This is a genomic window from Frigoribacterium sp. MCBA15_019, assembly GCF_001864945.1.
Lineage (GTDB): Bacteria > Actinomycetota > Actinomycetes > Actinomycetales > Microbacteriaceae > Frigoribacterium.
This window is the reverse complement of record NZ_MJGS01000001.1, coordinates 788,465-814,464: the sequence shown is the minus strand read 5'-3', so window position 1 is coordinate 814,464 and position 26,000 is coordinate 788,465. Positions and strand designations below refer to the sequence as shown.

General features: G+C 71.0%; 25 protein-coding genes. 18 read left to right on the top strand and 7 right to left on the bottom strand.

Annotation, left to right across the window (positions count from 1 at the left end; translation table 11 throughout):
- The first annotated feature begins 130 nt into the window (after positions 1-130).
- Positions 131-3,862: an AAA family ATPase gene (locus BIV04_RS03855; RefSeq protein WP_071254234.1), complete on the top strand. Its 3,732-nt coding sequence runs from the start codon at positions 131-133 to the stop codon at positions 3,860-3,862.
- Positions 3,863-3,947: 85 nt separating this feature from the next.
- On the opposite strand, the gene BIV04_RS03850 is transcribed toward BIV04_RS03855, so the two are convergent.
- Both BIV04_RS03850 and BIV04_RS03845 read right to left on the bottom strand, forming a co-directional pair.
- The gene (locus tag BIV04_RS03850; RefSeq protein ID WP_071254232.1) at positions 3,948-4,529 is read right to left on the bottom strand and encodes a histidine phosphatase family protein; all 582 of its coding nucleotides are present in this window, start codon (positions 4,527-4,529) and stop codon (positions 3,948-3,950) included.
- A gap of 88 nt (positions 4,530-4,617) precedes the next feature.
- Positions 4,618-5,634, bottom strand: coding sequence for a TerC family protein (locus tag BIV04_RS03845; protein WP_071254230.1), 1,017 nt, complete (start codon positions 5,632-5,634; stop codon positions 4,618-4,620).
- A gap of 197 nt (positions 5,635-5,831) precedes the next feature.
- On the opposite strand from BIV04_RS03845, the gene ftsY reads away from it, so the two are divergent.
- On the top strand, positions 5,832-6,713 hold the full coding sequence (gene ftsY / locus BIV04_RS03840) for a signal recognition particle-docking protein FtsY (protein ID WP_369813588.1): 882 nt from the start codon (positions 5,832-5,834) through the stop codon (positions 6,711-6,713).
- A gap of 136 nt (positions 6,714-6,849) precedes the next feature.
- On the opposite strand, the gene lipA is transcribed toward ftsY, so the two are convergent.
- Together lipA and lipB are read right to left on the bottom strand one after the other, a co-directional pair.
- Positions 6,850-7,836 (bottom strand): lipoyl synthase, encoded by a 987-nt coding sequence (gene lipA, locus BIV04_RS03835; protein WP_071254228.1) that lies wholly within the window; start codon positions 7,834-7,836, stop codon positions 6,850-6,852.
- Positions 7,833-8,516 carry a lipoyl(octanoyl) transferase LipB gene (lipB, locus tag BIV04_RS03830; RefSeq protein WP_083396103.1) on the bottom strand — a complete coding sequence of 228 codons (684 nt, stop codon included), beginning with the start codon at positions 8,514-8,516 and terminating at the stop codon, positions 7,833-7,835. Before lipB ends, lipA begins: the two co-directional genes overlap by 4 nt.
- A 104-nt stretch (positions 8,517-8,620) precedes the next feature.
- Here lipB and ffh point away from each other — a divergent pair, with 104 nt between their 5' ends.
- The gene (gene ffh, locus BIV04_RS03825; protein WP_071254226.1) at positions 8,621-10,192 is read left to right on the top strand and encodes a signal recognition particle protein; all 1,572 of its coding nucleotides are present in this window, start codon (positions 8,621-8,623) and stop codon (positions 10,190-10,192) included.
- Between the two features lie 91 nt (positions 10,193-10,283).
- Here ffh and BIV04_RS03820 read toward each other — a convergent pair whose 3' ends face one another.
- Positions 10,284-11,429, bottom strand: a complete 1,146-nt coding sequence (locus BIV04_RS03820; protein WP_071254224.1) for a glutamate--cysteine ligase — start codon at positions 11,427-11,429, stop codon at positions 10,284-10,286.
- Positions 11,430-11,732: 303 nt separating this feature from the next.
- Between BIV04_RS03820 and rpsP the strand changes: the two genes are divergently transcribed.
- From rpsP to trmD, 4 genes are read left to right on the top strand one after another with little or no spacing between them, the layout of a single operon-like run.
- On the top strand, positions 11,733-12,149 hold the full coding sequence (gene rpsP / locus BIV04_RS03815) for a 30S ribosomal protein S16 (protein ID WP_055971869.1): 417 nt from the start codon (positions 11,733-11,735) through the stop codon (positions 12,147-12,149).
- Between the two features lie 3 nt (positions 12,150-12,152).
- Positions 12,153-12,389 carry an RNA-binding protein gene (locus BIV04_RS03810; protein WP_043596309.1) on the top strand — a complete coding sequence of 79 codons (237 nt, stop codon included), beginning with the start codon at positions 12,153-12,155 and terminating at the stop codon, positions 12,387-12,389.
- 4 nt (positions 12,390-12,393) lie between these two features.
- On the top strand, positions 12,394-13,029 hold the full coding sequence (gene rimM, locus BIV04_RS03805; protein ID WP_255364133.1) for a ribosome maturation factor RimM: 636 nt from the start codon (positions 12,394-12,396) through the stop codon (positions 13,027-13,029).
- Between the two features lie 3 nt (positions 13,030-13,032).
- Positions 13,033-13,725, top strand: a complete 693-nt coding sequence (trmD, locus tag BIV04_RS03800; RefSeq protein WP_071254220.1) for a tRNA (guanosine(37)-N1)-methyltransferase TrmD — start codon at positions 13,033-13,035, stop codon at positions 13,723-13,725.
- A 60-nt stretch (positions 13,726-13,785) separates the two neighbouring features.
- Here trmD and map read toward each other — a convergent pair whose 3' ends face one another.
- Complete coding sequence (gene map, locus BIV04_RS03795; protein WP_071254218.1) at positions 13,786-14,556, bottom strand: type I methionyl aminopeptidase; 771 nt, start codon at positions 14,554-14,556, stop codon at positions 13,786-13,788.
- Positions 14,557-14,594: 38 nt separating this feature from the next.
- Between map and BIV04_RS03790 the strand changes: the two genes are divergently transcribed.
- The 9 genes from BIV04_RS03790 to BIV04_RS03750 all read left to right on the top strand — a co-directional run bounded on the left by BIV04_RS03790 (position 14,595) and on the right by BIV04_RS03750 (position 21,789).
- On the top strand, positions 14,595-15,164 hold the full coding sequence (locus tag BIV04_RS03790; RefSeq protein WP_071254216.1) for a hypothetical protein: 570 nt from the start codon (positions 14,595-14,597) through the stop codon (positions 15,162-15,164).
- A gap of 160 nt (positions 15,165-15,324) precedes the next feature.
- Positions 15,325-15,672: a 50S ribosomal protein L19 gene (gene rplS / locus BIV04_RS03785; RefSeq protein WP_043596315.1), complete on the top strand. Its 348-nt coding sequence runs from the start codon at positions 15,325-15,327 to the stop codon at positions 15,670-15,672.
- A gap of 67 nt (positions 15,673-15,739) precedes the next feature.
- The gene (gene lepB / locus BIV04_RS03780; RefSeq protein ID WP_071254214.1) at positions 15,740-16,489 is read left to right on the top strand and encodes a signal peptidase I; all 750 of its coding nucleotides are present in this window, start codon (positions 15,740-15,742) and stop codon (positions 16,487-16,489) included.
- The gene (locus BIV04_RS03775) at positions 16,486-17,124 is read left to right on the top strand and encodes a ribonuclease HII (protein ID WP_071254212.1); all 639 of its coding nucleotides are present in this window, start codon (positions 16,486-16,488) and stop codon (positions 17,122-17,124) included. The genes lepB and BIV04_RS03775 overlap by 4 nt, the downstream gene beginning before the upstream one ends.
- A gap of 74 nt (positions 17,125-17,198) precedes the next feature.
- Positions 17,199-17,522 carry a DUF2469 domain-containing protein gene (locus BIV04_RS03770; protein ID WP_043596320.1) on the top strand — a complete coding sequence of 108 codons (324 nt, stop codon included), beginning with the start codon at positions 17,199-17,201 and terminating at the stop codon, positions 17,520-17,522.
- A gap of 151 nt (positions 17,523-17,673) precedes the next feature.
- Positions 17,674-18,039, top strand: coding sequence for a YraN family protein (locus tag BIV04_RS03765; RefSeq protein ID WP_071254210.1), 366 nt, complete (start codon positions 17,674-17,676; stop codon positions 18,037-18,039).
- Entirely contained in the window at positions 18,036-19,565 is a 1,530-nt protein-coding gene (locus BIV04_RS03760) for a YifB family Mg chelatase-like AAA ATPase (RefSeq protein WP_071254203.1), read from the top strand. Before BIV04_RS03765 ends, BIV04_RS03760 begins: the two co-directional genes overlap by 4 nt.
- Positions 19,562-20,824, top strand: a complete 1,263-nt coding sequence (gene dprA / locus BIV04_RS03755; protein ID WP_071254201.1) for a DNA-processing protein DprA — start codon at positions 19,562-19,564, stop codon at positions 20,822-20,824. Before BIV04_RS03760 ends, dprA begins: the two co-directional genes overlap by 4 nt.
- A gap of 50 nt (positions 20,825-20,874) precedes the next feature.
- Positions 20,875-21,789, top strand: a complete 915-nt coding sequence (locus BIV04_RS03750) for a tyrosine recombinase XerC (protein ID WP_143048530.1) — start codon at positions 20,875-20,877, stop codon at positions 21,787-21,789.
- A gap of 87 nt (positions 21,790-21,876) precedes the next feature.
- On the opposite strand, the gene BIV04_RS03745 is transcribed toward BIV04_RS03750, so the two are convergent.
- A complete protein-coding gene (locus BIV04_RS03745; RefSeq protein WP_071254199.1) occupies positions 21,877-22,422 on the bottom strand; it encodes a murein hydrolase activator EnvC in 546 nt (181 codons plus the stop codon).
- Positions 22,423-22,555: 133 nt separating this feature from the next.
- Here BIV04_RS03745 and BIV04_RS03740 point away from each other — a divergent pair, with 133 nt between their 5' ends.
- Together BIV04_RS03740 and BIV04_RS03735 are read left to right on the top strand one after the other, a co-directional pair.
- Positions 22,556-24,004, top strand: a complete 1,449-nt coding sequence (locus tag BIV04_RS03740; RefSeq protein WP_071254196.1) for a sugar porter family MFS transporter — start codon at positions 22,556-22,558, stop codon at positions 24,002-24,004.
- A 69-nt stretch (positions 24,005-24,073) separates the two neighbouring features.
- A complete protein-coding gene (locus tag BIV04_RS03735; RefSeq protein ID WP_071254194.1) occupies positions 24,074-25,789 on the top strand; it encodes a BCCT family transporter in 1,716 nt (571 codons plus the stop codon).
- Positions 25,790-26,000 lie beyond the last annotated feature (211 nt).

The following is a 26,000-nucleotide window of genomic DNA, read 5'->3' as shown; positions in this document are numbered from 1 at the left end:
GTCCGCCGCCGCCCGCCTCCCCGGGCGGCGGGGCCTCCACCCGTATCCTTGAGAACGGGTCACGACCTGCCGTCGGCGCCCCGGTCCGCCCCGTCCACCACCCGTCACGAGCCCCGAGGAGGCGCGGCGCATGTACCTGAAGAGCCTCACGCTCAAGGGCTTCAAGTCGTTCGCCTCGGCGACCACGTTCGCCTTCGAGCCGGGGGTCACCTGCGTCGTCGGCCCGAACGGTTCGGGCAAGAGCAACGTCGTCGACGCCCTCGCCTGGGTGATGGGCGAGCAGGGAGCGAAGAACCTCCGCGGCGGCAAGATGGAGGACGTCATCTTCGCCGGTACCTCCACCCGCGGCCCGCTCGGTCGGGCGCAGGTCGTGTTGACGATCGACAACTCCGACGGGGCCCTGCCGATCGACTACACCGAGGTGACGATCAGCCGCACCCTCTTCCGCAACGGCGGCAGCGAGTACGCCATCAACGGCGAGGGCTGCCGGCTGCTCGACGTGCAAGAGCTGCTCAGCGACTCCGGCCTCGGCCGCGAGATGCACGTCATCGTGGGGCAGGGGCAGCTCGACTCCGTGCTGCGTGCCACCCCGGAGGACCGCCGGGGCTTCGTCGAAGAGGCAGCCGGCATCCTCAAGCACCGTCGTCGCAAGGAGAAGACCCTCCGCAAGCTCGAGGCCATGCAGACGAACCTCACGCGGCTCAGCGACCTCGCGGGTGAGCTCCGCCGTCAGCTCAAGCCGCTCGGGCGCCAGGCCGAGATCGCCCGCGAGGCGCAGACCATCGCCGCGGTCGTCCGGGACGCCCGCGCCCGTCTGTTGGCCGACGAGGTCGTCGCCCTGCGCGAGTCGCTCACGGCCCGGTCGAGCACCGAGGCCGAGCGCAAGGGCGAGCGCATCGTGCTGCAGGACCGCCTCGACGAGAACAAGCAGCGCGAGCACCGCCTCGAGCAGGCCATGATCGGCGACGCCGTCGACGACGCCCGCCGGGTGGTCTTCGGGCTCGAGTCGGTCCACGAGCGCCTGCGCAGCCTGTCGAGCCTCGCGCAGCAGCGTCTCCAGCTGCTCGCCCAGCAGGCGGACCAGCCCGCCGTGGCGACCACCGTCAGCGCGGGCATGGTCGCCGACGCCCGCGACGAGGCCGAGCGTCTGCGCGGCGACGTCTCGCAGGCCGAGGCGGCGGTGGGGGCGGCCGGCGCCGAGCTGGCCACGGTCCTTGCGTCCCTCGACGCCCTCGACGTCGAGATCCAGGCGCAGAGCGTCCTCGTCTCGCAGCACGACCTCGAGGCGACCCGCCTGCGTGGCGCCCTCGAGACGGCGCGGTCGGGGCTCGCCGCCGTCCGTGGCGAGCAGCTGCGTCAGCGCGCCGCGCTCGAGGCCGCCGAGGCGCGACGTGACGCCGGGCGGGCCGAGTACGCCGAGCTCGAGCAGCGGTCACCGCGGGCCGACGCCGACGGGGTCGATCACGCCGCCGTCCAGGCCGAGGCCGAAGAGCGAGTGACGGCTCTCACGGCGAGCGTCGACGAGCTGCGCGACCGCCTGCACGCGGCCGAACGCGAGCGCGACGCCCTCGCGGCCCGGCGGAGCGCCCTGTCGCTCGCCCTGGACCAGAACGACGCCACGGCCGCTCTCGTGGCCGCGGGCCGACCGGGCATCCGCGGCCTGGTGGCCGAGCACGTGCAGGTGCGTCCCGGTTACGAGGCCGCCGTCGCCGCGGCGCTCGGCAGCGTGGTCGACTCGGTCCTGGCCGACGACGTCGAGGCCGCGGTCGACGCCGTCGCGCACGCCACCGAGGCCGAGCTCGGCCGGGTCGAGGTCGTCGTCGCCGAGCCCGTGCGGCCCCTGTCGACGCTCGACGTCGACCTCCCGACCGGAGCGGTCGCCGCCACGGCCGTCGTCACCGCGCCTCCCGGGGTGCTCGGACTGCTGGCCGCCACCGTCGTGGCCGACGACCTCGTGGTCGCGCGCTCGGCCTGGCAGGCACTCGCCGGGCACCCGGTCCCCGTGACCGTCATCACGCGGGCGGGCGAGGTGCTGACCGACTACGTGCTGCGCGGCGGGTCGGGCGCCGAGCGGTCGCGTCTCGAGCTCGTCGCCGAGCGTGACGCGGCCGCCGACCGGCTCACCGGCGTGGCCACCGAGATCGAGCGTCTCGCCCCCGAACTCGCCGAGCTGCGGGAGCGGCTCGCCACGACGCGCACCCGTGCGAAAGAGGCGGCGGCAGCCGCCCGGGACGAGGAGGCGCGGGTCACCTCCCACGGGCAGCAGCTCGGTCGTCTGCGTGCCCGGGTCGAGGCCGCCGAGGCCGAGGTCGACCGTCTCTCGGACGCCCTCGACGCATCGGTCGAGGCCGTCGACGCCGCGAGCCGCGCCGTGGACGCCGCCGCGGCCGCCCACGACGAGCACGCCGCCCGCCCGCGTCCGCTGCTCGACGCGTCGTCGCGCGACGGACTGCTGGCCGAGGTCGAGACCGCGCGGGCCGTCGAGACCGAGCGCCGCATCGCCCTCGAGACCGTCCGCGAGCGGGTCCGGGCCGAGATCGCCCGGGCCGAGGCCCTCCAACGCCAGCTCGACGAGCAACGGGCGGCCGCCGAGCTCCGGGCACGCCAGACGGTGGTGCGGCAGCGCCAGATGGCGGCCACGTCCTCCGTGCTCGAGGCCTTGCCCCCGACCCTGGACGCCGTCGCCCGGTCGGTGGCCGAGGCGCGCGCGGTGCTGGCCGAGGCGGAGGCGGCCCGGGCCGAGCAGAACACCGAGCTGCAGGCCCTGCGCCGGGCCGAGCGCGAGCTGCGGGACCGGCTCGCCACCGTGACCGAGAGCGTGCACGGCCTCGAGATGGAGATCTACGAGAAGAAGCTGCACCTGTCCGGGCTGCTCGAACGAGCCGGCTCCGAGCTCGGCCTCGTCGAGGACGTCCTCGTGGCCGAGTACGGGCCGCACGTGCCCGTGCCGAGCGACGACGAGGTCGTGGCCCGCCCGTCCGTCGACGACGAGGTCGACCTGCTCGACGTCGACGCCGCGGGCGAGGACGACGCCGTGGGCGACGTCGACGCCGTGGGCGAGGATTACGCCGCGGGGGAGCGCGCCGCCCCTGCCGCCGATCGCGCACCCCACGGTGCCACCGACCTCGACGACGCGACCCTCCCGGGGGCCGACGCCGCGCCTCCTCGGGGCGTGCCCTTCGACCGGGCGGCCCAGCAGCGACGGCTCGCCGCGGCCGAGAAGAAGCTCGCCCGGCTCGGGCGGGTCAACCCGCTGGCCCTCGAGGAGTTCGCGGCGCTCGAGCAGCGCCACGTCTTCCTGACCGAACAGCTGACCGACCTGACCGGCACCCGCAAGGACCTCTTGACGATCATCGACGAGATCGACGACAAGATGCAGACCATCTTCGCGAGCGCCTTCGCCGACACCCAGGCCGCCTTCGACCAGGTTTTCCCGATCCTCTTCCCGGGAGGCAGCGGCTCGCTGCACCTGACGGATCCCGACGACCTGCTGGCGACCGGCATCGAGGTGACGGTGAAGCCGGCCGGCAAGAAGATCGAGCGGCTGTCGCTGCTGTCGGGTGGCGAGCGGTCACTGGCCGCCGTGGCGCTGCTGATCGCGATCTTCAAGGCCCGGCCGAGCCCGTTCTACATCATGGACGAGGTCGAGGCGGCCCTCGACGACGCGAACCTCGGCCGGTTGCTGACCATCTTCGAGGACCTGCGCGAGTCGAGCCAGCTCATCGTCATCACGCATCAGAAGCGCACGATGGAGATCGCCGACGCCCTCTACGGCGTCTCGATGCGTCAGGACGGCGTCAGCGCCGTCGTCGGCCAGCGCGTCGTCGCCGAGCGCGGCACCGCCGCCCCTGCCGCCTCCTGACCCCTCCCGACGAGAAACGCAGGAGGCGCGACCTGCGTGGCCGCGCCTCCTGCGTTCTCGTCGTGCCCCGCGGGGCACCGGGGTGTCAGTCGATCGGCGTGTCGACGACCCCGCCGTTGATGCTCAGCACGCGCCAGGCGGTGCCGTCCCACTCGACCGTGTTCGCCGCGGCGTTCTCGATGTGCGGGACCTCGCGGCCGAGGATCTCGGCGAGGGTGAACCGGATGATCGTGCCGTGGCAGACGACGACGATGTGGGCGTCGTCGCCGTCGAGCGGCAGTCGCGTGTCGCGGATCATCTCGAGCGCGCCGATGCCCCGGGCGGCGACCGACTCGCGCGGCTCGATGTCGGGGTAGTCGGCGTTCGGCTGGTCGGGGATCGGCGACTCGGGGGTGCGGCCCTCGTGCGACGCGTAGTCGCGCTCGATCAGCTCGTCGTAGGCGTCGCCCAGCTCGATGCCGAGTTCGGCGGCGATGATCTGCGCGGTCTCGCGGGCGCGCCCGAGCGGCGACGACACGATGGCGCTCCACTCGACGCCGGCCAGCAGACGCGCCGCCTCGAGGGCCTGGCCGCGTCCCGTGTCGTTGAGCGGGATGTCGGACGAGCCCTGGAGCTTGTCGGCGAGGTTCCAGTCGGTCTGACCGTGGCGGATGAGTTCGAGGCGCATCGGGGTGTTCCGTTCCGTGGTGCGGCGCGGCGGTGCCGCGGGGGAGTGACGACGGGCGGCCCCGGATGGAGGCCGCCCGTCGGGGGGATCAGTGGTCGTCGTCGGTACCCGCCGTGACGCCGGCCTTCGCACGGGCGTCCCGTCGGGTCTTCGCGAGGCTCGCGACCGTCGCGACGGCGATGGTGAGCACGATGAAGCCGAGCGAGAACCAGATCGGGATCTCGGGGATCCAGGTGATCGGCTCGCCGCCGTTGATGAACGGCACCTCGTTGACGTGCAGGGCGTGGAACAGCAGCTTGACGCCGATGAAGGCGAGGATGACCGCCAGCCCCTGGGCCAGGTAGACGAGGCGCTCGAGCAGACCCGAGATCAGGAAGTACAGCTGACGCAGGCCGAGCAGCGAGAACGCGTTCGCCGTGAAGACGATGTACGCCTCTTGCGTGAGGCCGAAGATGGCGGGGATCGAGTCGAGGGCGAAGAGCACGTCGGTCAGGCCGATCGCCACCATCACCAAGAAGAGCGGGGTGAAGAGGCGCTTGCCGTCGACCTTGGTGGTCAGCTTCTGGCCGTCGTAGTCCGTCGAGGTCGGGATGACGCGGCGCAGGGCACGGATGAGCTTGCTGTCCGCCTCGTCCTTCTCGTCGTCGCCGTGGCCGCCCTTGACCTGGCTGTAGGCGAGCCAGAAGAGCAGGATGCCGAAGAGGTAGAAGACCCACGAGAAGTTCTCGATGATGACGACGCCGGCCGCGATGAACAGACCGCGCGAGAGCAGGGCGATGGCGATGCCGACGAGCAGCACCTTCTGCTGGTAGATGCGAGGCACCGCGAAGCTCGTCATGATGATCAGGAAGACGAACAGGTTGTCGACCGAGAGGGCCTTCTCGGTGATGTAGCCGGCGAAGTACTCGCCGCCGAAGGTCCAGTTCGAGAAGACGCCGACGCCGACGCCGAACAGGACGGCGATGCCGATGTAGACGCCCGACCAGATGGCCGACTCGCGGATCGTCGGCTCGTGCGGCGTGCGGACGTGACTGAAGAAGTCGAAGAACAGCAGGCCGATGATGCCGGCGATGGTGATCGCCCAGGTCAAGAAGTGGACGTCCATGTGTGTACCTCCAGTACGCAGCGGGTACCGAAGGTCTCCTCCACTCGCGTCGCGTCCTGATCAGGACGGCTGCGAACCGGTGCACCGGGTCGAGATCGGTCTCTTCCGTATTGACGACGCCACCGCGTGGGAGTACTCCCCTTCAACCTGGCGAGCTTACAGCCTCTGCACGTCCGCGGTCTCGCCCGGGGCCGAATATGCTGGCCCGCATGGCTTCTCCCTGGTCCCTCTCCGGTGCCCTCCGTGGCATGTTCGCCAAGAAGACGATCGACGAGACCACGTGGGACGACCTCGAGGCCGCCCTGATCGGCGCCGACTTCGGCCCCGACGTGACCGAGCAGATCATCGACGACCTCCAGGCGAAGGTGCAGCGCTACTCGACCACCGACCCCGCCGACCTCAAGCGCATGCTGCGCGAGACGCTCGAAGAACGGCTCTCGAAGCTCGACTCGACCCTCAAGCTCAGCGCCCGACCCGCCGTGGTGCTGATGGTCGGCGTCAACGGCGTCGGCAAGACGACGACGATCGGCAAGTTCGCCAAGTTCCTGCGCAACTACGACCGCTCGGTCGTCGTGGGCGCGGCCGACACCTTCCGCGCGGCCGCCGTCGAGCAGGTCGCGACCTGGGCCGAGCGCGCGGGCGCCCGCATCGTCCGCCCGCAGCAGCAGGGCCAAGACCCTGCGTCGGTGGCGTTCCAGACGGTCGAGCTCGCCATGCGCGAGGGCATCGAGATCGTCCTCATCGACACGGCGGGCCGCCTGCAGACGAAGTCGGGCCTCATGGACGAACTCGGCAAGATCAAGCGCGTCGTCGAGAAGCAGACCGAGATCGCCGAGGTGCTGCTCGTGCTCGACGCGACGACCGGCCAGAACGGCCTGGCGCAGGCGCAGGCCTTCATCGAGCACGCCGGGGTGACCGGCCTCGTCCTGACGAAGCTCGACGGCTCGGCCCGGGGCGGTTTCGTCCTCGCGGTGCAAGAGCAGACCGGCATCCCGATCAAGCTCGTCGGTCAGGGCGAGGGCATCGGTGACCTCACCGGCTTCACCCCCCACGTGTTCGTGCAGAACCTGATCGCCTAGCTGCCGTCGACGCTGTCAACTCGGTCCTCGGTCGCAGGCTCCCTCGGCGCTGGCGTCGCGGCGCCGCTGGCGCGTCGCCCTGAGCTCCAGCGCGCGTGCAGAACCTCATCGCCTAGCGAGCCCGGGCAGGCGCGGGTCACACGGCCTGGCGTCCGGCCCCCGCCTCGAGCAGGTGCCGCAGCGCCTCGGGCACGACCCCGCCGCGCGCCTCGGTCGCCCGTGCCCACAGCCGACCCGCACGGTACGACGAGCGCACGAGCGGCCCGGCGAGCACGCCGCTGAAGCCCATGTCCTCGGCGATCTCGCGGAAGTCGACGAACTCGTCCGGGTGCACCCATCGGGCGACCGGCAGGTGCCGGGGGCTGGGGCGCAGGTACTGGGTCAGCGTGATGATGTCGGTGTGCGCCTCCCGGAGGCGTTCGAGGGCGTCGATCACCTCACCCCGTTCTTCGCCCATGCCGAGGATGAGGTTCGACTTCGTCACGAGCCCGGCGTCGTGCCCTTGCGTGATGACGTCGAGGGACCGCTCGAAGGTGAACGCGGGGCGGATGCGCTTGAAGATGCGCGGCACCGTCTCGACGTTGTGGGCGAAGACCTCGGGCCGGGCGTCGAAGACCTGCCCCAGCAGTTCGGGGCGACCGTTGAAGTCGGGCACGAGGATCTCGACGCCCGTGCCCGGGTTCAGCTCGTGGATGCGACGGATGGTCTCGGCGTAGAGCCACGCGCCTCCGTCGTCGAGGTCGTCGCGTGCGACGCCGGTGACGGTCGCGTAGCGCAGCCCCATCTCGCGCACCGACTCGGCGACCGAGAGCGGCTCGCGGCGGTCGAGCGGGCTCGGCCTGCCGGTGTCGATCTGGCAGAAGTCGCAGCGTCGCGTGCACTGCGAGCCGCCGATCAGGAACGTGGCCTCGCGGTCCTCCCAGCACTCGAAGATGTTCGGACAGCCGGCCTCCTGGCAGACGGTGTGCAGCTTCTTGTCGACCACGAGCTCGGTCAGGGCGCGGTACTCGGGTCCCTGCCTCGCGGTCGTCTTGATCCAGGCCGGCTTCTTCTCGATCGGGGTCTCGGCGTTGCGGGCCTCGACGCGCAGCAGGCGTCGGCCCTCGGGGGCGGTCGTCGTCATCGGTGGGCTCCCACGGGGTCGGGTCGGGCAGGCAGGCGGCGAGCGGTCTCGAGGCCGGTCAGGTAGGCGGTCAGGGCCGCCTCGAGGGCGTCCGCGACGTCGGTGACGGCCACGCGCCTCCCGGAGGCGCGGGTCAGGCTGGTCACGCCGGCGTCCGTGATGCCGCAGGGCACGATCTGGGCGTAGGGGGACAGGTCGGCGTCGCAGGTGAGGGCGACGCCGTGCATCGTCACGCCCTCGGCGACCCGCACGCCGACCGCCGCGACCTTCTCGTCACCGAAGGGCCCCCGCACCCAGGCGCCGCTGCGCCCCGCGACGCGCACGGCCGACACTCCGACGCCCGAGCACACGTCGATCAGGCACGCCTCGAGCGCCCGGACGTGAGCGACGACGTCGAGCGGCTCGGGCAGGCGCACGATCGGGTAGGCAACGAGCTGGCCGGGGCCGTGCCAGGTGATGCGTCCGCCGCGGTCGACCGGGACGACGGGGGAGCCGTCACGAGGCAGGTCGGTCGGCTGCGTCCGCGTCCCCGCCGTATAGACGGACGGGTGCTGGCAGAGGACGAGGGCCGAGTCGAGCCGCCCCGCCACCACGTCGGCGTGCAGCTGCCGCTGCAGGCGCAGCCCCTCGCGGTAGTCGAGCGGCGGACCCGTCAGGCCGACACGTCGCGTCGTGGTCATGCCCCGAGGGTAACCACATTGATGCACCGAGTACAACAAAAGCGAGCCCAGGAGGCGCGACCACGCAGCGCGGGACGCCGACGGTCGGTTAAGATGGGCGCACCATGGCCACTTTTGGAACCCTCTCCGACCGCCTCGCGGAAACGTTCAAGAACCTCCGCAACAAGGGCAAGCTGAGCCCCGCCGACGTCGACGGCACCGTGCGCGAGATCCGTCGCGCCCTGCTCGACGCCGACGTCGCGTTCGACGTCGTCAAGGCGTTCACGAACACGGTGCGCGACCGCGCCCTCGGCGACGAGGTCAGCAAGGCCCTGAACCCGGCGCAGCAGGTCGTCCAGATCGTCAACGAAGAACTGGTGCAGATCCTCGGTGGTCAGCAGCGTCGGCTCGAGTTCGCCAAGAACCCGCCGACCGTCATCATGCTCGCGGGCCTCCAGGGTGCCGGCAAGACGACCCTCGCGGGCAAGCTGGCCAAGTGGCTCGCGAAGGACGGCCACACGCCCATGCTCGTGGCGGCCGACCTCCAGCGCCCCAACGCGGTGACGCAGCTGCAGGTCGTCGGTGAGCAGGCCGGCGCCCACGTCTTCGCACCCGAGCCCGGCAACGGCGTCGGCGACCCCGTCAAGGTCGCCAAGCAGGCCATCAAGTACGCCCGCGACAAGCAGTACGACACCGTCATCGTCGACACGGCCGGTCGTCTCGGCGTCGACGCCGAGCTCATGAAGCAGGCCGCGAACATCCGCAAGGCCGTCGACCCCGACGAGGTGCTCTTCGTCATCGACGCGATGATCGGTCAGGACGCCGTGGCCACGGCCAAGGCCTTCCAGGACGGCGTGGACTTCACCGGAGTCGTGCTCTCGAAGCTCGACGGCGACGCCCGCGGTGGCGCCGCCCTCAGCGTCGCCTCGGTCACCGGCCGTCCGATCATGTTCGCGTCGACGGGTGAGTCGCTCGACGACTTCGAGCCGTTCCACCCCGACCGCATGGCGAGCCGCATCCTCGACCTCGGTGACATCCTCTCGCTCATCGAGCAGGCCCAGCAGGCCTTCGACGAAGAAGAAGCGATGGCGGTCGCGCAGAAGATCGCGACCGACTCCTTCACGCTCGACGACTTCCTCACGCAGATGCAGCAGCTGCGCAAGATGGGCTCGATCAAAGGCATGCTCGGCATGCTGCCGGGCGCCAAGGGCATGCGTGAGCAGCTCGAGAACTTCGACGAGCGCGAGATCGTCCGCACCGAGGCGATCATCCAGTCGATGACCCAGCAAGAGCGCGCGATGCCCAAGCTGCTCAACGGCTCGCGTCGACTGCGCATCGCCCGGGGCTCGGGCATGACCGTCACCGACGTCAACCAGCTCGTCCAGCGCTTCGAGCAGGCCTCGAAGATGATGAAGACCGTCGCCAAGGGCGGCGTGCCCCAGGTCCCCGGCATGGGCCCGATCCCCGGGGCCTCGTACGCCGGCAAGAAGGCACAGCCCAAGAAGAAGGGCTCGAAGGCCGGCAACCCGGCGAAGCGTGCCGCCCAGAACGCCGCCCTCGCCACCGGTGCCAAGCCGGCTTCCTCGGCTCCCGGCGGTTCGGGCTTCGGGCTCGGCGGCGGTGGGGCCACGGCCGGCGGCACGGCACCCTCGCCCGAAGAGCTGGCGTCGCTGCAGAAGATGCTCGGGCGCGGCTGACCCGACCCGCGCCTCCTGACGATCGCCGACGCCCGTCCCGCCTGACGCGGGGCGGGCGTCGTCGTCCGTGCGTGACGCCGGACGCGACGGCTCACTCGGCCGCCGACAACCCCTCGTCGAATTCGCGGACAAGCGAGGCCACGACGGGCCGGAGGTCTCCGCCGTGGGCGGCGGCCACGGCGAGCTGGCGCTGGTAGCTGGCCCCGCGGTCGGTGATGATCGCGAGCGAGTGCAGTTCGTCGAGGCACCCGAGGCGTTCGGCCGCCGGCTCGAGCGTCGTCACGAGCTCGCGCAGGTCGTCCGTCACCAGCCGCTCGTCACCCGCGGCGTTCTGGATCACGATGGCGTCCATCCCGTACCGGGCGGCTCGCCACTTGTTCTCTCGGACGAACCACGGCTGCATGCTCGGCAGGTCCTCGCCGCGGTCGAGCCGTTCGGACATGTCGTCGACGAGGCACTGCACCAGCGCCGTCACGGCGGCGAGCTCGTCGGTCGTCGCGATGCCGTCGAAGACGCGGGTCTCGAGGGTGCCCCACTTCGGTGAGGGGCGGAGGTCCCAGCGCAGTTCGCTGTGGTCGTCGATCACGCCGGTGTGCGTCATGTCGGCCACCATGGCCTCGTACTCGGACCAGGTCGCGAACTGGGGCGGCAGGCCCGCCGTCGGCAACTGCTGGAACATCAGGGCGCGGTTCGAGGCGTATCCCGTCTCTTCCCCGACCCAGAACGGGCTGGACGCCGTCAGGGCCTGGAAGTGCGGCAGGTAGGTGAGCATGCCGTTGAGGATCGGGAGCGCCTTGTCGCGGTCGTCGATGCCGACGTGCACGTGGACGCCCCAGATCATCATCTGGCGACCCCACCAGCGCGTGCGGTCGATCAGGGTCGCGTAACGCTCCTTGCCGGGGGTCACCTCTTGGTCGACGTAGCGGCTGTAGGGGTGCGTCCCGGCACACATCAGGTCCGCGCCGAGCACCGAGGCGGGGCCGCGGACCTGGTCGATCGTGCCCTTCAGGTCGTCGACGGCGTCGGCGACGCGGCGGTGGACGCCCGTGACGACCTCGACCGTGTTGGTGAGCAGTTCGTTGGTCAGCCGCTCGGGACCGCCGTCGTTCACGTGCGCCAGGTCGGCGAGGATCACCGGGGCGTGCGGTGCCAGCTCGCCCGACTCGTGGTCGACGAGGGCGAGCTCCCACTCGACGCCGAGGGTCGACCGCTCTGAGGTCGTGAAATCGATGCGCATCCGCGTGGCCTTCCCGTGGGCGTCAGGGCGGGTCCATCCTGCCAGCCGAGGGCCCGAGGGGACCGTCCGCCGGGCTGGCCGGCGCCGCTCGGGTCGTCCCGTGACGCGGAGGAGGCGCGGTGTCGGACACGACGCGACGAAATTCGTGCAGATGGCCTTTCGTCTGCAACAATGGGAGGTCGAGTCTTCTGTCGTCCGACCCTCTAATCAGGCGACGTTCGACTCCCATCAGAGCTTTCGAGCCGAGTGTGCCCCCACGCTCACGGCTAGCAACTCGCCCACATCACATCACACAGGAGAATTGTGGCTGTCAAGATCCGTCTCAAGCGCATGGGCAAGATCCGCGCCCCCTACTACCGCATCGTCGTCGCCGACTCGCGCACCAAGCGCGACGGTCGCGTCATCGAAGAGATCGGCAAGTACCACCCGACCGAAGAGCCTTCGTTCATCGAGGTCGAGTCCGAGCGTGCGCAGTACTGGCTCGGCGTCGGCGCACAGCCGACCGAGCAGGTCGCCGCGCTGCTGAAGCTCACGGGTGACTGGGGCAAGTTCAAGGGCGACGCCGACGCCGTCAGCACCGTCAAGACCAAGGCCCCGAAAGAGGCCTTCGTCGCCGACGAGAAGAAGAAGCCGGTCCTCGTGCCCAAGACCGAGAAGCCCGCGGTCAAGGCCGAGGCGCCCGCCGAGTCCAGCGACGACGCCGAGACCACCGAGGCGTAGTCAGTGCTCGCACCTGCACTCGAACACCTCGTCCGGGGGATCGTCGATCACCCGGACGAGGTGCAGGTCGTGGAGAAGAACTCCCCGCGAGGTGACGTCCTCGAGGTGCACGTCCACGCGGACGACCTCGGTCGCGTGATCGGCCGCGCCGGTCGCACCGCCAAGGCCCTCCGCACCCTGATCACGGCGCTGGCCGACGGCAAGCGCGTCCGGGTCGACGTCGTCGACGGCGATCTCTAGAACCGTGCCGTCCGACCGCAAGACCGAACTCCGGGTGGGGCGACTCACCAAGGCCCACGGCCTCAAGGGTGCCCTCAAGCTCGAACTCTTCACCGACACCCCCGAGCAGCGCTTCGTGCCGGGTGCCGTGTTCCGCCTGCAGGTGCCCGCCGACAGTGCCTGGCACGACAAGACCCTCACCCTCACCGAGCTGCGCTGGTACAACAGCCACCCGGTCGGCTTCTTCGAGGGCGTCGACGACCGCACTGCCGCCGAGTCCCTCGTCAAGGCGATCCTCTGGGTCGACCAAGACACCGACGAGCTGCCGCACGAGGACGACGCCTGGTACGACCACCAGCTGGTCGGCCTCCGCGTCGAACGTGATGGCGTCGTCGTCGGCACGGTGGCCCGGGTCGACCACATGCCGGCCCAAGACCTGCTCGCGGTCGACACCGCGTCGGGCGAGGTCCTCGTCCCGTTCGTCTCGGCGCTCGTGCCGAAGGTCGACGTCGAGGCCGGCGTGGTCGTCGTGACCCCGCCGCAGGGGCTCTTCGAAGAGCTGGCCGACGACACGGACGACGAGGCGGCACCCGACGGTGAGTCCGCTCCCGACGATCAGCCGACTTCCGACGGCGAGTCCGCTCCCGACGACGAGCGCTGACGCGTGCGCATCGACATCGTGTCGATCTTCCCCGAGTTCTTCGGGGTGCTCGACATCTCGTTGCTCGGCAAGGCCCGGCAGCAGAAGCTGCTCGACGTCGAGGTGCACGACCTGCGTGACTTCACGCACGACCGGCACCGCACCGTCGACGACACGCCCTACGGCGGGGGAGCCGGCATGGTCATGCGGCCCGAGCCCTGGGGCGAGGCGCTCGACCACGTCTTCGGCGAGACGTCCACGCCCGACGACACGATCATGATCGTCCCGTCTCCGGCCGGTACTCCGTTCACCCAGGCCACGGCTCGTGAGCTCGCGTTCGCGCCGCACCTGGTCTTCCCCTGCGGTCGCTACGAGGGCATCGACCAGCGCGTCGTCGAGCACGCCGCCACCCGGGCGACGGTGCGTGAGATCAGCCTCGGCGACTACGTGTTGAACGGTGGCGAGGTCGCCGTCACGGCGATGATCGAGGCCATCGGGCGTCTCGTCCCGGGCGTGGTGGGCAACCCCGAGAGCCTCACCGAAGAGAGCCACGAAGACGGCCTGCTCGAGTACCCCAGCTACACCAAGCCGGCGTCCTGGCGGGGCCTCGACGTGCCTCCCGTGCTGCTCAGTGGCAACCACGCGGCCATCGCGACCTGGCGTCGTGAGCAGCAGCTCGAACGCACCCGCCGGGTGCGGCCCGACCTGCTCGACTGACGGGGTCCGAGGGCTGGGGCACAGGCCGGGGGCCGAGGCCCCGGCCCCGGCCCGTCCGGGTCAGCCGCGTGCGGTGAGCACGAGCGGTCCGTCCTCGGTGACGGCCACGGTGTGCTCGACGTGCGCCGCCCTCGAACCGTCGACGCTGCGCAGCGTCCAGCCGTCGGCGTCGGTGACGATCTCGTCGGTGCCCCGCATCAGCCACGGCTCGATCGCGACGACGAGCCCGGGCCGCACCGGCCAGCCCCGGCCCGCGCGTCCGTCGTTGGGCACGTGGGGATCGCCGTGCATCGTCCGTCCGACCCCGTGGCCGCCGAACTGCAGGTTGACCCCGTAGCCCGCACCACGCGCGACCTGGCCGATCGCGGCCGAGACGTCGCCCAGCTTGGCACCCGGCCTCAGGGCGGCGATGCCGGCGTCGAGTGCGACCTCGCACGTCTCGATCAGGCGGAGGTCCTCCGGCGACGCCTGCTCGCCGACGACGAACGACACGGCCGAGTCGGCGACCCAGCCGTCCACCGAGGCGGCGAAGTCGAGGCTGAGCAGGTCTCCGTCACGCAGGCGGTAGCGGTGCGGCAGGCCGTGCAGGGCCGCGTCGTTGACCGACGTGCAGATCACCTTGCCGAACGGACTCGCGCCGAACGAGGGGTGGTAGTCGACGTAGCAACTCTCGGCGCCCGCCTCGCGGATCATGCGGTGCGCGAGCGCGTCGAGGTCTAGCAGGTCGACTCCCGGGCGTGCGGCCGCGCGGGTCGCCTCGAGCACGCGGGCGACGAAGGTTCCGGCGGGCCGCATGCGCTCGATCTCGTCGGGAGTGCGCAGTTCGATCATGCAGCCATTCTTCACGATCGTTTCGTAGCCTCGACCGCATGACGATGCGCCGGGTCTTCTACCGCCTCCTCTGGGTGGCCGTGTTCGTACTGCCGCTCTGGGTGCTGCTGGGCCGGGCGTTCTTCGGCGTCCCGTTGGGACTGCAGTTCGTGGGTCAGCTGCTGCTCGTGCCCCTGCTCTTCGTTGGTCAGGCGGTGGCCACCGGTGTGGTGGTGGGTCGCCGCAGCGTCCGGCAGGCGAAGGCCGTGTCGTGGGCCGACGTCGGCTTGCTCACCGTGTCCTGGCTCGGCCAGCTCGGTCTCGGGTTCTTCATCGTCGACAGCTCCGCCGAGTCCGTGTCCGCGTCGGCCTTCACGCAGGTCGCCGGCGGGGTCTCGTCCCTCGACCTGTCCACCGCCCTGTTCGCGCTCTGCGCCGTCGTGACGATCGCGGCGGGCGTAGGCCTGTTCGCCTCGGCCCTGTGGCAGTTCGTCCAGGAGGCGCGGGCCCGCATGGCCACGTCGCTCGCCGATCTCGAGAGGGTCGCGTCGGGCACCGGGGCCGCCGCGGGGCGTCGGCCCGGCTACGGCGACGACGGCCCGGTCATCACCATCACGCCGCGAGGCTGACACGGGTGCCCGTGCTGTGGCACAATTGACGCTTGTGCCTGCGCACGACTCTGCCACAGGGGAGTCTGCCGATCCAGAGCACACCTTCTTCATCATGACGGGCGCGTGACGCGCCCCAGACACGCAGTCGACCTGTGGCGGTTGCAGAGAGCGAACGACAATGCACATCCTCGACGCGGTTGACTCCGCCAACCTCCGCTCGGACGTCCCCGACTTCCGCGCCGGCGACACCGTCAAGGTGCACGTCAACATCATCGAAGGCACGCGCTCGCGCGTCCAGGTCTTCCAGGGTGTCGTCATCGGCAAGCAGAACGAGGGCATCCGCGAGACCTTCACGGTCCGCAAGGTGAGCTTCCAGGTCGGCGTCGAGCGCACCTTCCCGGTGCACTCCCCGGTCATCGACCACATCGAGGTCGTCAGCCGTGGTGCCGTCCGTCGCGCCAAGCTCTACTACCTGCGCGAACTGCGCGGCAAGAAGGCCAAGATCAAGGAGAAGCGCGACAACTAGTCACGCGCTCCGGCGACATCCTCCGAGCTCCCCGCCATCTAAGATGGCGGGGAGCTCGGGTGGTTAAATGACGAATGACACAGTGAGGCGCGCCCTGCGTCCTCGACGCGACGACGGCAAGAAGCGCGGCATCGGCACGTTCGTGCGCGACGTCCTCGTCATCTTCTTGGCGGCCCTCCTCATCTCGTTCCTCATCAAGACGTTCCTGATCCGGTCGTTCTACATCCCCTCGGGTTCGATGGAACAGACGCTCCAGATCAACGACCGCATCATCGTCAACGAGCTCGTGCCTGACCTCGTCGACGTCAAGCGGGGCGACGTGGTCGTGTTCACCGACCCGGGTGGGTGGCTCGACGGCACCGCGCCGATCAGCACCACCACGGGCAACCCGGTGTCCGACGGCATCTCGTGGTTCCTCACGCAGGTCGGGCTCGGTGCACAAGACAGCAACGACCACCTGATCAAGCGGGTGATCGGCCTCCCGGGCGACACGGTCGAATGCTGCAACGACTTCGGGCAGATGTCGGTCAACGGCGTGCCCCTCGACGAGCCCTACGTGAACCTGCCCCCGGGCGAGACCCGCGTCTCTGCCGACGACTTCTCGGTCACGGTGCCCGCCGGCTCCCTGTGGGTGATGGGCGACAACCGCTACAACTCGAAGGACAGCCGCTACAACGGCGCCACCCCGAGCAAGGGGTTCGTCCCGATGAGCGACGTCGTCGGGCGCGCCTTCGTCATCAGCTGGCCCACGGACCGGTGGACGTGGCTCGGCGACTACCCCGACGTCTTCCGCGGCACCGAACGAGAGGGCGAATGAGCCCCGTCGTCGACCCGACCCTCGAGGTCGAACGCGAGCTGCACGCCTCGGGGGCGACCTGGGTGATCGGCTGCGACGAGGTGGGTCGAGGTGCGATCGCCGGGCCGGTCGCGGTCGGGCTCGGGGCGGTCCACGTCGAGTGCCTCGACGTCCCCGAGGGCCTGCGCGACTCGAAGCTCCTGTCCGAGAAACGCCGCGAGGCCTTGTACCCCCTCGCGACGTCCTGGGTGTCCCATCACGCGGTGGGTTTCGCCGAGGCGCACGAGGTCGATCGGCTGGGCATCGTCGTCGCCCTCGGTCTGGCGGGCAAGCGTGCCCTGACCGCGCTGCACCACGCCGGCGTCGGCATCATGCAGTCCGTCGTGGTGCTCGACGGAAACCACGACTACCTGTCGCCCCAGCTCACCACCCCGCCCCGGATCACGACCCGGGTCAAGGCCGACCGCGACTGTGCGTCGGTGGCAGCGGCATCGGTCATCGCGAAGGTCGAGCGTGACCGCTTGATGATCGAGGCCGACGGTGTGCACCCGGGGTACGGCTGGGCCGGCAACAAGGGCTACGGCTCGTCGGCGCACTACGGGGCCTTGTCCGAACTGGGGCCGTCGCCGTTGCACCGCCTCACCTGGCTGCACTGACTCCAGGGGTAGAGGTGCGAGAGGGCAGGCCTTCGGCGTCCACCGCCCCAGGGGCCGCGTAAGATGATCCTCCGATGGACGAGGACGATTTCGAAGACTACGACCGCGAGGTCGAGCTCGCGCTGTACCGCGAGTACCGCGACGTGGTGTCGCAGTTCCGCTACGTGGTCGAGACCGAGCGGCGCTTCTACCTGGCCAACGAGGTCGACCTCGTCCGGCGCGACACCGAGCACGACTTCTACTTCGAACTGTCGATGACCGACGTCTGGGTGTGGGACGTCTACCGTTCCGACCGGTTCGTCAAGTCGGTCCGGGTGCTCACCTTCAAAGACGTGAACGTCGAAGAGCTCACCACCCGCGACCTCGAGCTGCCGAAAGAACTCGCGCTCGACGAGTAGTCCCGGCCGCGACGCGACCCGCTGCAGCGGGATGCGATCCGTCTGACACGGCTCGTCCCCAGCCGTCGCCGGATCGATCGCGTCCCCAGACGATCTCTCGCCCGCCCTCCGTGGGTCAGGCCTCCGCCAGCCTGCTGGCAGGAGGTCAGACATGGCGAAGAAGGACGAATTGGGACGGCGCGGCGAAGACGTCGCGGCCGAGTACGTCGAGGCGCAGGGCATGCGGGTCGTCGAGCGCAACTGGCGGTGTCGCGAGGGCGAGATCGACGTGGTCGCCCTGGACGGCGACGAACTCGTCGTCGTCGAGGTCAAGACGCGGTCGGGCACCGGCTACGGCCACGCGCTCGAGGCCGTGACACCGGCCAAGTTGGCGCGTCTGCGACGGCTGGCGGGGGCCTGGTGCCAGGCGCATCCCACCACGACGCCCCGGGGGTTGCGCATCGACGTCGTGGGCATCACGGTCGAGCGATGCGCGGGGCACGAGCGCATCGACCACGTCCGCGGGGCCGGAGCATGAGCGTGGCGCGGACGAGAGCGGTCGCCCTGCTGGGGGTCGACGGTGCCCTGGTCGAGATCGAGGCCGACATGGGTGCCGGGCTGCCGGCTTTCGTCATCATCGGTCTGCCCGACACCTCGCTGGGTGAGGCCCGCGACCGGGTGCGGTCGGCCGCGACGAACTCCGGGTGTGCCTTGCCGGCGCGCAAGCTGACCGTCAACCTGTCACCGGCCTCGCTGCCCAAGCAGGGGTCGTCCTTCGACCTCGGAATCGCCATCGCGGCCCTGGCCGCCGCCGAAGTCGTTCCGGCCGAGTCCGTCGAGCGCGTCGTCCACCTGGGCGAGCTCGGTCTCGACGGCCGACTCCGCCCCGTCGACGGCGTCCTGCCCGCCGTGCTGGGTGCGCGTCGGGCAGGGGCCACCACCGTCATGGTGCCGACCGACAACGCCGACGAGGCGGCCCTCGTGCCCGGCATCCGCGTGGTGGCCCTGCCGAGCCTTCGCGAGGCCGCGATCTGGCACGGCGCTTGCCTCGAACCCGAACCGGTCGAGGCCATCACGAGATCGCGTTCCGAACCGGCGGTGCCGGCCGAACTCGACCTCGCTGACGTCATCGGCAACGTCGACGCCGTCGAGGCGCTCGTCGTCGCCGCGGCCGGCGGCCACCACCTCCTCATGGTGGGCCCGCCCGGCGCGGGCAAGAGCATGCTGGCGGCCCGCCTGCCGGGTCTGTTGCCCGACCTCGACGCCGACTCGGCCCTCGAGGTCGCGTCGATCCGCTCGTTGGCCGGGGTCGCCGTCACGGGCGATCTCGACCGGCGTCCACCGTTCGAAGCACCTCACCACACCTGCAGCGCGGCGGCCCTCGTCGGCGGCGGCAGCGGGGTCATCCGGCCAGGCGCCGCGTCGAGGGCGACCCGCGGCGTGCTGTTCCTCGACGAGGCGCCCGAATTCCAGCAGACGGTCCTCGACTGCCTCCGCCAGCCCCTCGAATCGGGCGAGACCGTGGTCCACCGATCGAGGTCGGTCGCCCGCTTCCCGGCGAGGTTCCAACTCGTCGCCGCGGCCAACCCGTGCCCCTGCGGGCAGTACGGTTCCCGCGACTCCGACTGCAGCTGTTCACCGCACCAGCGGCGTCGGTACCTCGGCAAGCTCTCCGGGCCGCTCGTCGACCGCATCGACCTGCAGCTGCGGGTGGCCCGCATCAGCTCGTCGCAGTTCCGCGCCTCGGCCGACGTCGTCCCGACGACGACGCGTCAGGCCCGCGACCGCGTCGACCGGGCACGCGACCATGCCGCCCGTCGGCTCGACGGCACGCCCTGGCGGTTGTCCGGCGAGGTCCCTGGTACGTGGCTGCGTGACCCGGTGAACCGCCTGGCCGTGGCCGACTCGCAGCCCGTCGACCGGGCTCTCGAGACCGGTGCCCTGACGATGAGGGGCTACGACCGCGTGCTGCGCGTGGCCTGGACCCTCGCCGACCTCGACGACGAACCCGCCCCCGTCCGCCGTCACGTCGTGCGGGCCCTGAGCATGCGGCAGTCGCTGTGAGCGACCTGCTCCGGGCGACCCCCGGCGAGCTGGCCGACCTCGTGCGGCCCGTCCTGCCGAGGCCCGACGATCTCAGCGAGGCGCAGGCCGTCCGGGCCTTCGCCTCGGGCGCCTGGACGGGCGTGGTCGAACCGGGGGACGCGGTGGGTGGGGTCGTCAGGTCGATGTTGGGCCCGACCGTGGGGCTCCGCGTCGTGCTCGAGGCGGCGGTCGGTCACGACGAACCCCGCCCGGGTCTCCTCGCGGGGGCCTTGGTCGAGGCCGGGGCGACCCTCGACGACGTCGAGCGGCTCGACCTCGTCCGCGCGCTGAAGAGATGGCGGCCGCGACTCGAGACCGGCGTGATCCTCCGGTCGTTCCACACGGCGACAGCGGTGGGGGCGCGGCTGCTCGTGCCGGGCTCCCCGCTCTGGCCCTCGGTCCTCGACGAGCTCGGCGATCACGCGCCCGTGGCCCTCTGGGCGCGAGGTCCGGCGCCGGTCCCGGCACCGGCGTCGAGCATCGCGATCGTCGGCTCGCGGGCGGCGACGGCCTACGGCGAGCAGGTGTCGGCCGAGCTCGCCGACGGCGTGGCCGACCGAGGCCTCGCCATCGTCTCGGGTGCCGCCTACGGCATCGACGGTGCCGCGCACCGGGCGGCTCTGGCCGCGTCGGCGACGACGATGGCGGTCATGGCCGGGGGAGTCGACCACCTCTACCCCGCCGGGCACGACGGCCTGCTGCGACGCATCGTCGAGACGGGCCTGATGATCTCCGAGGCCCCCTGCGGGGGCAAGCCGTCACGCTGGCGTTTCCTGCAACGCAACAGGCTCATCGCGGCCCTGACGGCCGCGACCGTCGTCGTCGAGGCCGGCGGGCGCTCGGGGTCGCTGAACACGGCCGCCCACGCCCAGTCGCTCGGTCGTCCGGTCGGGGCCGTGCCCGGCCCGGTGACCTCGCCGTCGTCCGTGGGCTGCCACGCCCTGATCCGATCCGGTCTGGCCGAATGCGTGACGAGTGCCGACGAGGTCCTCGCGCTCACCGGGGTGTCGACCGACCTCGTCGTGGCGTCCTACCAGGGGCGGCGTCTCGACCCCGAGACGATGCGGGTGCTCGACGCGCTCAGCACGACGGCGACCCGCGAGACCGACGAACTGGCCGTCGCGAGCGGTCTGTCGCTCGAGACCGTCCGCGACGTGCTCGCCGAGCTCGACCTCTCGGGTGCGGCCCGACGGTACGGGTCGGGGTGGCGGCGGGTGAGGGGGCGCCGTGATGGCTAGCCTGTCGGCATGCACGGGCCGGGGTCGAGACGCGAGGGGCGGACCCTGCCGTGACGCGCCTCCTGGGCGAGGTCGAACGCTTCGCGGACCACCTGCACGACGGCCGGGGGCTCAGCGACCACACGGTGCGCTCGTACGGGGCCGACCTCGACTCACTGGTCGTCTTCGCCGAGAACCGGCTCGGTCGACCCGGCGAGGTGGGCGACCTCGACCTCGACCTGCTGCGCGACTGGCTCTGGCAGGGCACGCAGGCCGGGCTCGCCCGGGCCACCCTCGCGAGACGGTCGGCGAGCGTCCGGGCCTTCACCCGGTGGCTCGACGAGACCGACCGGACGCCGGTCGACGTCGGTGCGCGGCTGCGCGCGCCGAAGCCCGAGAGCCGTCTGCCCCGCGTCCTCACCCGTGAGCAGGTCGACGGCCTGCTGGCCTCCCTCGCCGTCCGTGCCGACACGGGTGACCCCGGCGCGCGGCGGGACCTCGCCGTCGTCGAACTGCTCTACGGGGCGGGCCTGCGCGTGTCCGAGCTCGTCGGGGCCGACCTCGGCGACGTCGACCTCGAGCGGCTGACCGTCCGGGTGACCGGCAAGGGGGCGAAGCAGCGCGTCGTGCCGTTCGGGGTGCCGGCGGCCGCCGCTCTGGGACGGTACCTCGAACTCGCCCGCCCGACGCTCGTCACACCGGCCACGGACGCCGCCTTCTTCGTGGGGTCGACCGGGGGCCGGCTCGGCACGAGGGCCGTCTACCGGCTGGTCGCCGGACTGCTCGCCGACCTCCCGGGCGGGGGACCGGCGGGGCCGCACGCCCTGAGGCACACGGCGGCCACCCACCTGCTCGACGGGGGCGCCGACCTCCGGGCCGTCCAGGAGCTGCTCGGCCACGCGAGTCTCGGCACCACGCAGATCTACACGCACGTCTCGACCGACCGGCTGCGGGACAGCTACCGCTCGGCGCACCCGCGCGCCTGACGGCGCCCACCCTGCCTGACGAGGCCCCGCGCACCCGACGGTGCCACGGTCGCCGGCGTGGCCCGGCCCGGCGCGACCCGGCCCTGTTCAGCGGGGCCGCGTCGGCAGCAGCACCGATGGTTCGATCCCGCCCAGGAACACCAGGGGCGAGACGTACTCGCCGTCGATGCGCGCCCCCAGGTGCAGGCACGGCCGGTCGGCGCAGTGCCCTGGCTCGAGCACACCGACGGTCTGCCCCCGCGTGACGACGTCGCCCTTCGCGACGTCGGCCACCACCGGCTCGAAGCTGCTCAGCACTCCGCCCGAGTGGGCGATCGACAGCACCGGACGGTCCACCACGACCCCGGCGAAGTGCACCACCCCGTCGTCCGGGGCGGTCACGACCGACCCCTCGGTCGTGCCGACGTCGATGCCGCGATGGCCCGGCGACCACGGATTCGGCGGCCCGACGAAGGGGCGGACCACCGGGTGGGGCGAGGCGACGGGCCAGGCCCACACCGCGCCTCCTGCCCCCACCGCCCGAGGCGACGCGACCGCCGGGTCGGGCGCGAGCGTCCCGGCCGCGACGACCGCCAGGATCGTCGTCGAGGCGGAGGCGAGGCGGCGGACCGATCGTGGAAGGAATGAGCGCATACCGGCACCGTGCCGGTCGCGCAAGCTTTCTCGGCGAGGCGTAAGGTTCACCCGTGCATGAACACCCCGTGCACACCGTTTGTGGGGGAGTCGTGGCCACGAGCCCTGCTCCTCGAGCCGTGAAGGAGTACAGGTGTCGAACACCACTGCAACGACGAAGAGCTTGAACAGGCGGGTGACCGCGCTCGCCGTGGCGGCGGCCATCGGCGGGTTCCTGTTCGGCTTCGACTCGTCCGTCATCAACGGCGCCGTCCAGTCGATCACCGACGAGTTCGGCCTCACCGAGTTCGCCTCGGGCTTCGCGGTCGCCTCGGCCCTGATCGGTTGCGCCATCGGTGCCTACGTCGCCGGCCGTCTCGCCGACAAGATGGGCCGCATCAAGGTCATGCTGATCGGTGCCGGTCTGTTCCTGATCAGCTCCGTCGGTGCCGCCGCGGCCTTCGCCGTCTGGGACCTCGTGCTCTGGCGCGTCATCGGCGGCCTCGGCATCGGCATCGCGTCGGTCATCGCTCCCGCCTACATCAGCGAGGTGTCGCCCAAGGCCATCCGCGGTCGTCTGGCGTCGTTCCAGCAGCTCGCCATCACCCTCGGCATCTTCGCCGCCCTGCTGTCGGACCAGCTCTTCGCGGTCACGGCGGGCGGCGCCTCCGAGCCGTCGCTCTTCGGCCTCGCCGCCTGGCGCTGGATGTTCCTGGTGGGCATCGTCCCGTCGGTCGTCTACGGCGTGCTGGCCTGGCGTCTGCCCGAGTCGCCGCGGTACCTCGCCGGTGACGGGCGTGAGGCCGAGGCCAAGAAGGTCCTGCAGTCGATCGTCCCGGCCGAGACGGTCGAGACGAGTCTGAAAGAGATCACCGACTCGATCCGCACCGAGGCCGAACTCGAGAAGAAGTCGTCGATCCGCGGCACCCGCTTCGGTCTGCAGCCCATCGTCTGGGTCGGCATCATCCTCGCCGTGCTGCAGCAGTTCGTCGGCATCAACGTGATCTTCTACTACTCGACCACGCTCTGGCAGGCCGTCGGCTTCCAGGAAGAGGACTCGTTCCTCATCTCGACCATCACCGCCGTCGTCAACGTCGCGGTGACCTTCATCGCGATCGGACTCGTCGACAAGGTCGGTCGCCGGCCGATGCTGCTGACCGGCTCGATCGGCATGTTCGTCAGCCTCGCCGTCACCGCGCTGGCCTTCAGCCAGGCCACCACCTCGGCGAGTGGCGACCCGTCGCTGCCCGGCGCCTGGGGCCCGGTGGCCCTCGTCGCGGCCAACCTCTTCGTCGTGTCGTTCGGTGCCACGTGGGGCCCGCTCATGTGGGTGCTGCTCGGCGAGATGTTCCCGAACAGCATCCGTGCCACGGCGCTCGGCGTGGGCAGCATGGCCAACTGGATCGCCAACTTCATCGTGACGGTCTCGTTCCCGACCCTGGCCGCCCTCAGCCTCACGTTGTCGTACGGCATCTTCGCGTTCTTCGCGCTCGTGTCGTTCTTCTTCGTCCTGGCGAAGATCCCCGAGACGAAGGGTCGCTCGCTCGAAGAGATGGGCACCTCGGCCGTCCAGGCCGACGCAGGGCGGTCTTCGAAGGCCTGAGCCTGGCAGAATCGATGCACGTCCCGTCCAGCTCCTGGGCGGGACGTTCGCATTCTGAGAGGATTTCCGATGAGCCACGCCGACGACGCGACACCGGTCGCGCACGCCGACGAGACACCCGGCGACGCGACGAGCGCCGCCCGCGACCACACCCAGGAGGCGCTGGTCACGCCCCGCCGGAGGGCCTTCGCCCCGTGGGTCTTCTGGCCCGCGGCGGTCGTGATCCTCGGCTTCGTCGTCTTCGCCATGGCCTTCCCGACCGTGGCCGAGGGCCTGTTCGGGTCGATCCAGAGCGGCATCGTGGGGGCGTTCGGCTGGTACTACGTGCTGCTCGCGGCCGTCTTCGTGGTCTTCGCCCTGTGGATGGGCGTCAGCCGATACGGCGACATCAAGCTCGGCAAGGACGACGACGACCCCGAGTTCTCGCGCCTCTCGTGGCTGTCCATGCTCTTCGCGGCCGGCATGGGAATCGGCCTGGTGTTCTACGGGGTCGCCGAACCGCTGAGCCACTACGCGAGTCCGCGCCCGGGCGTGACCGGTGACGACAACCAGCTCGCCGGCCAAGCGCTGAGCCAGACCTACCTGCACTGGGGCGTGCACGCGTGGGCGATCTACATCGTGGTGGGGTTGGGCATGGCCTACGCGATCCACCGTCGTGGCCGTCCGGTGTCGATCCGGTACGCCCTCGAGCCCCTGCTCGGCACGCACGTCCACGGACTGTGGGGCAACGTCATCGACGTGGTCTCGGTCGTCGGCACGCTCTTCGGCGTCGCGACGTCGCTGGGTCTCGGGGTGCTGCAGATCTCGGCCGGGCTGTCGGCGGCGGGCATCGCCGAACCGACCCTGGTGATCCAGGTGATCCTGATCGCGGCCATCACGGGTGTCACGATCTTCTCCCTGGTGAGCGGGGTCACCAAGGGCATGAAGTGGCTCTCGAACGTCAACATCGTGCTGGCGGCCCTGCTGCTCGTCTTCGTGTTGGTCAGCGGCCCCTCCCTGTTCCTGCTGCGCGACTTCGTCCAGTCGCTCGGCAACTACCTGCAGAACGTCGTCGGCCTGACCTTCACGGTGAGCGCCTTCTCGGGGGCCGAGGGCGAGGCCTGGCAGGGCGCGTGGACCACCTTCTACTGGGGGTGGTGGATGTCCTGGGCACCGTTCGTCGGGATCTTCATCGCGCGCATCTCGAAGGGCCGCACCGTCCGCGAGTTCGTCGTCGGCGTGCTCGTCGTGCCCACGTTGTTGACCTTCCTCTGGTTCAGCGTCATGGGCGGTGCCGCGCTCTACCGTGAGGTCTTCGGGGGTGGCGGCCTCGTGGGCGCCGACGGCTCGGTCGACACCGAGGGAGCCCTGTTCGAGATGCTGCAGGGCTTGCCCGGCGGTTCGATCGCGGTCTTCGGGGCCATCCTGTTGATCGGTCTCTTCTTCATCACGTCCTCCGACTCGGGCTCTCTCGTGCTCGGCATGATCTCGACCGGCGGCGACACCGAGCCCAAGACCTGGGTCCGCATCTTCTGGGCCGTGGTCACGGCCCTCGTCGCCATCGCCCTGCTCGTCACCGGCGGGCTCGACGCGCTCAAGACGGCCGCGATCATCACGGCGCTGCCGTTCAGCGTGGTCATGATCGGCATCTGCGTCGCGACCTTCCGGGCCTTCGACGCCGAGCACCGGCGGTTCCTGCGCGCCCAGCGCACGCAGTTGCGCGACGACTTCGGCGACCACTACGGACTCGAGGAGGCGCGGGCCCCCAAGCGCGGCCTGCTCGGCCTCGGTCGCCGCCGCTCGTAGTCGAGGTGCGAGCCTGCGGTGGTCGCCGTCCTCGGGTGGCGGCCACCGCCTCCTCGGACCCGTGGTGGTGCTAACATGAGCGATGCAGCCTGCTCAGCAGGCTGACTTCGCGTGCCCTGTGCGTCCTCGGACGCACCGACGTCGAGGCGACCTGGTCGCCTCGCGCCGCTCCCGGCCTCCACGTCCACTCGGTCCGAACGCGCCTCACGGT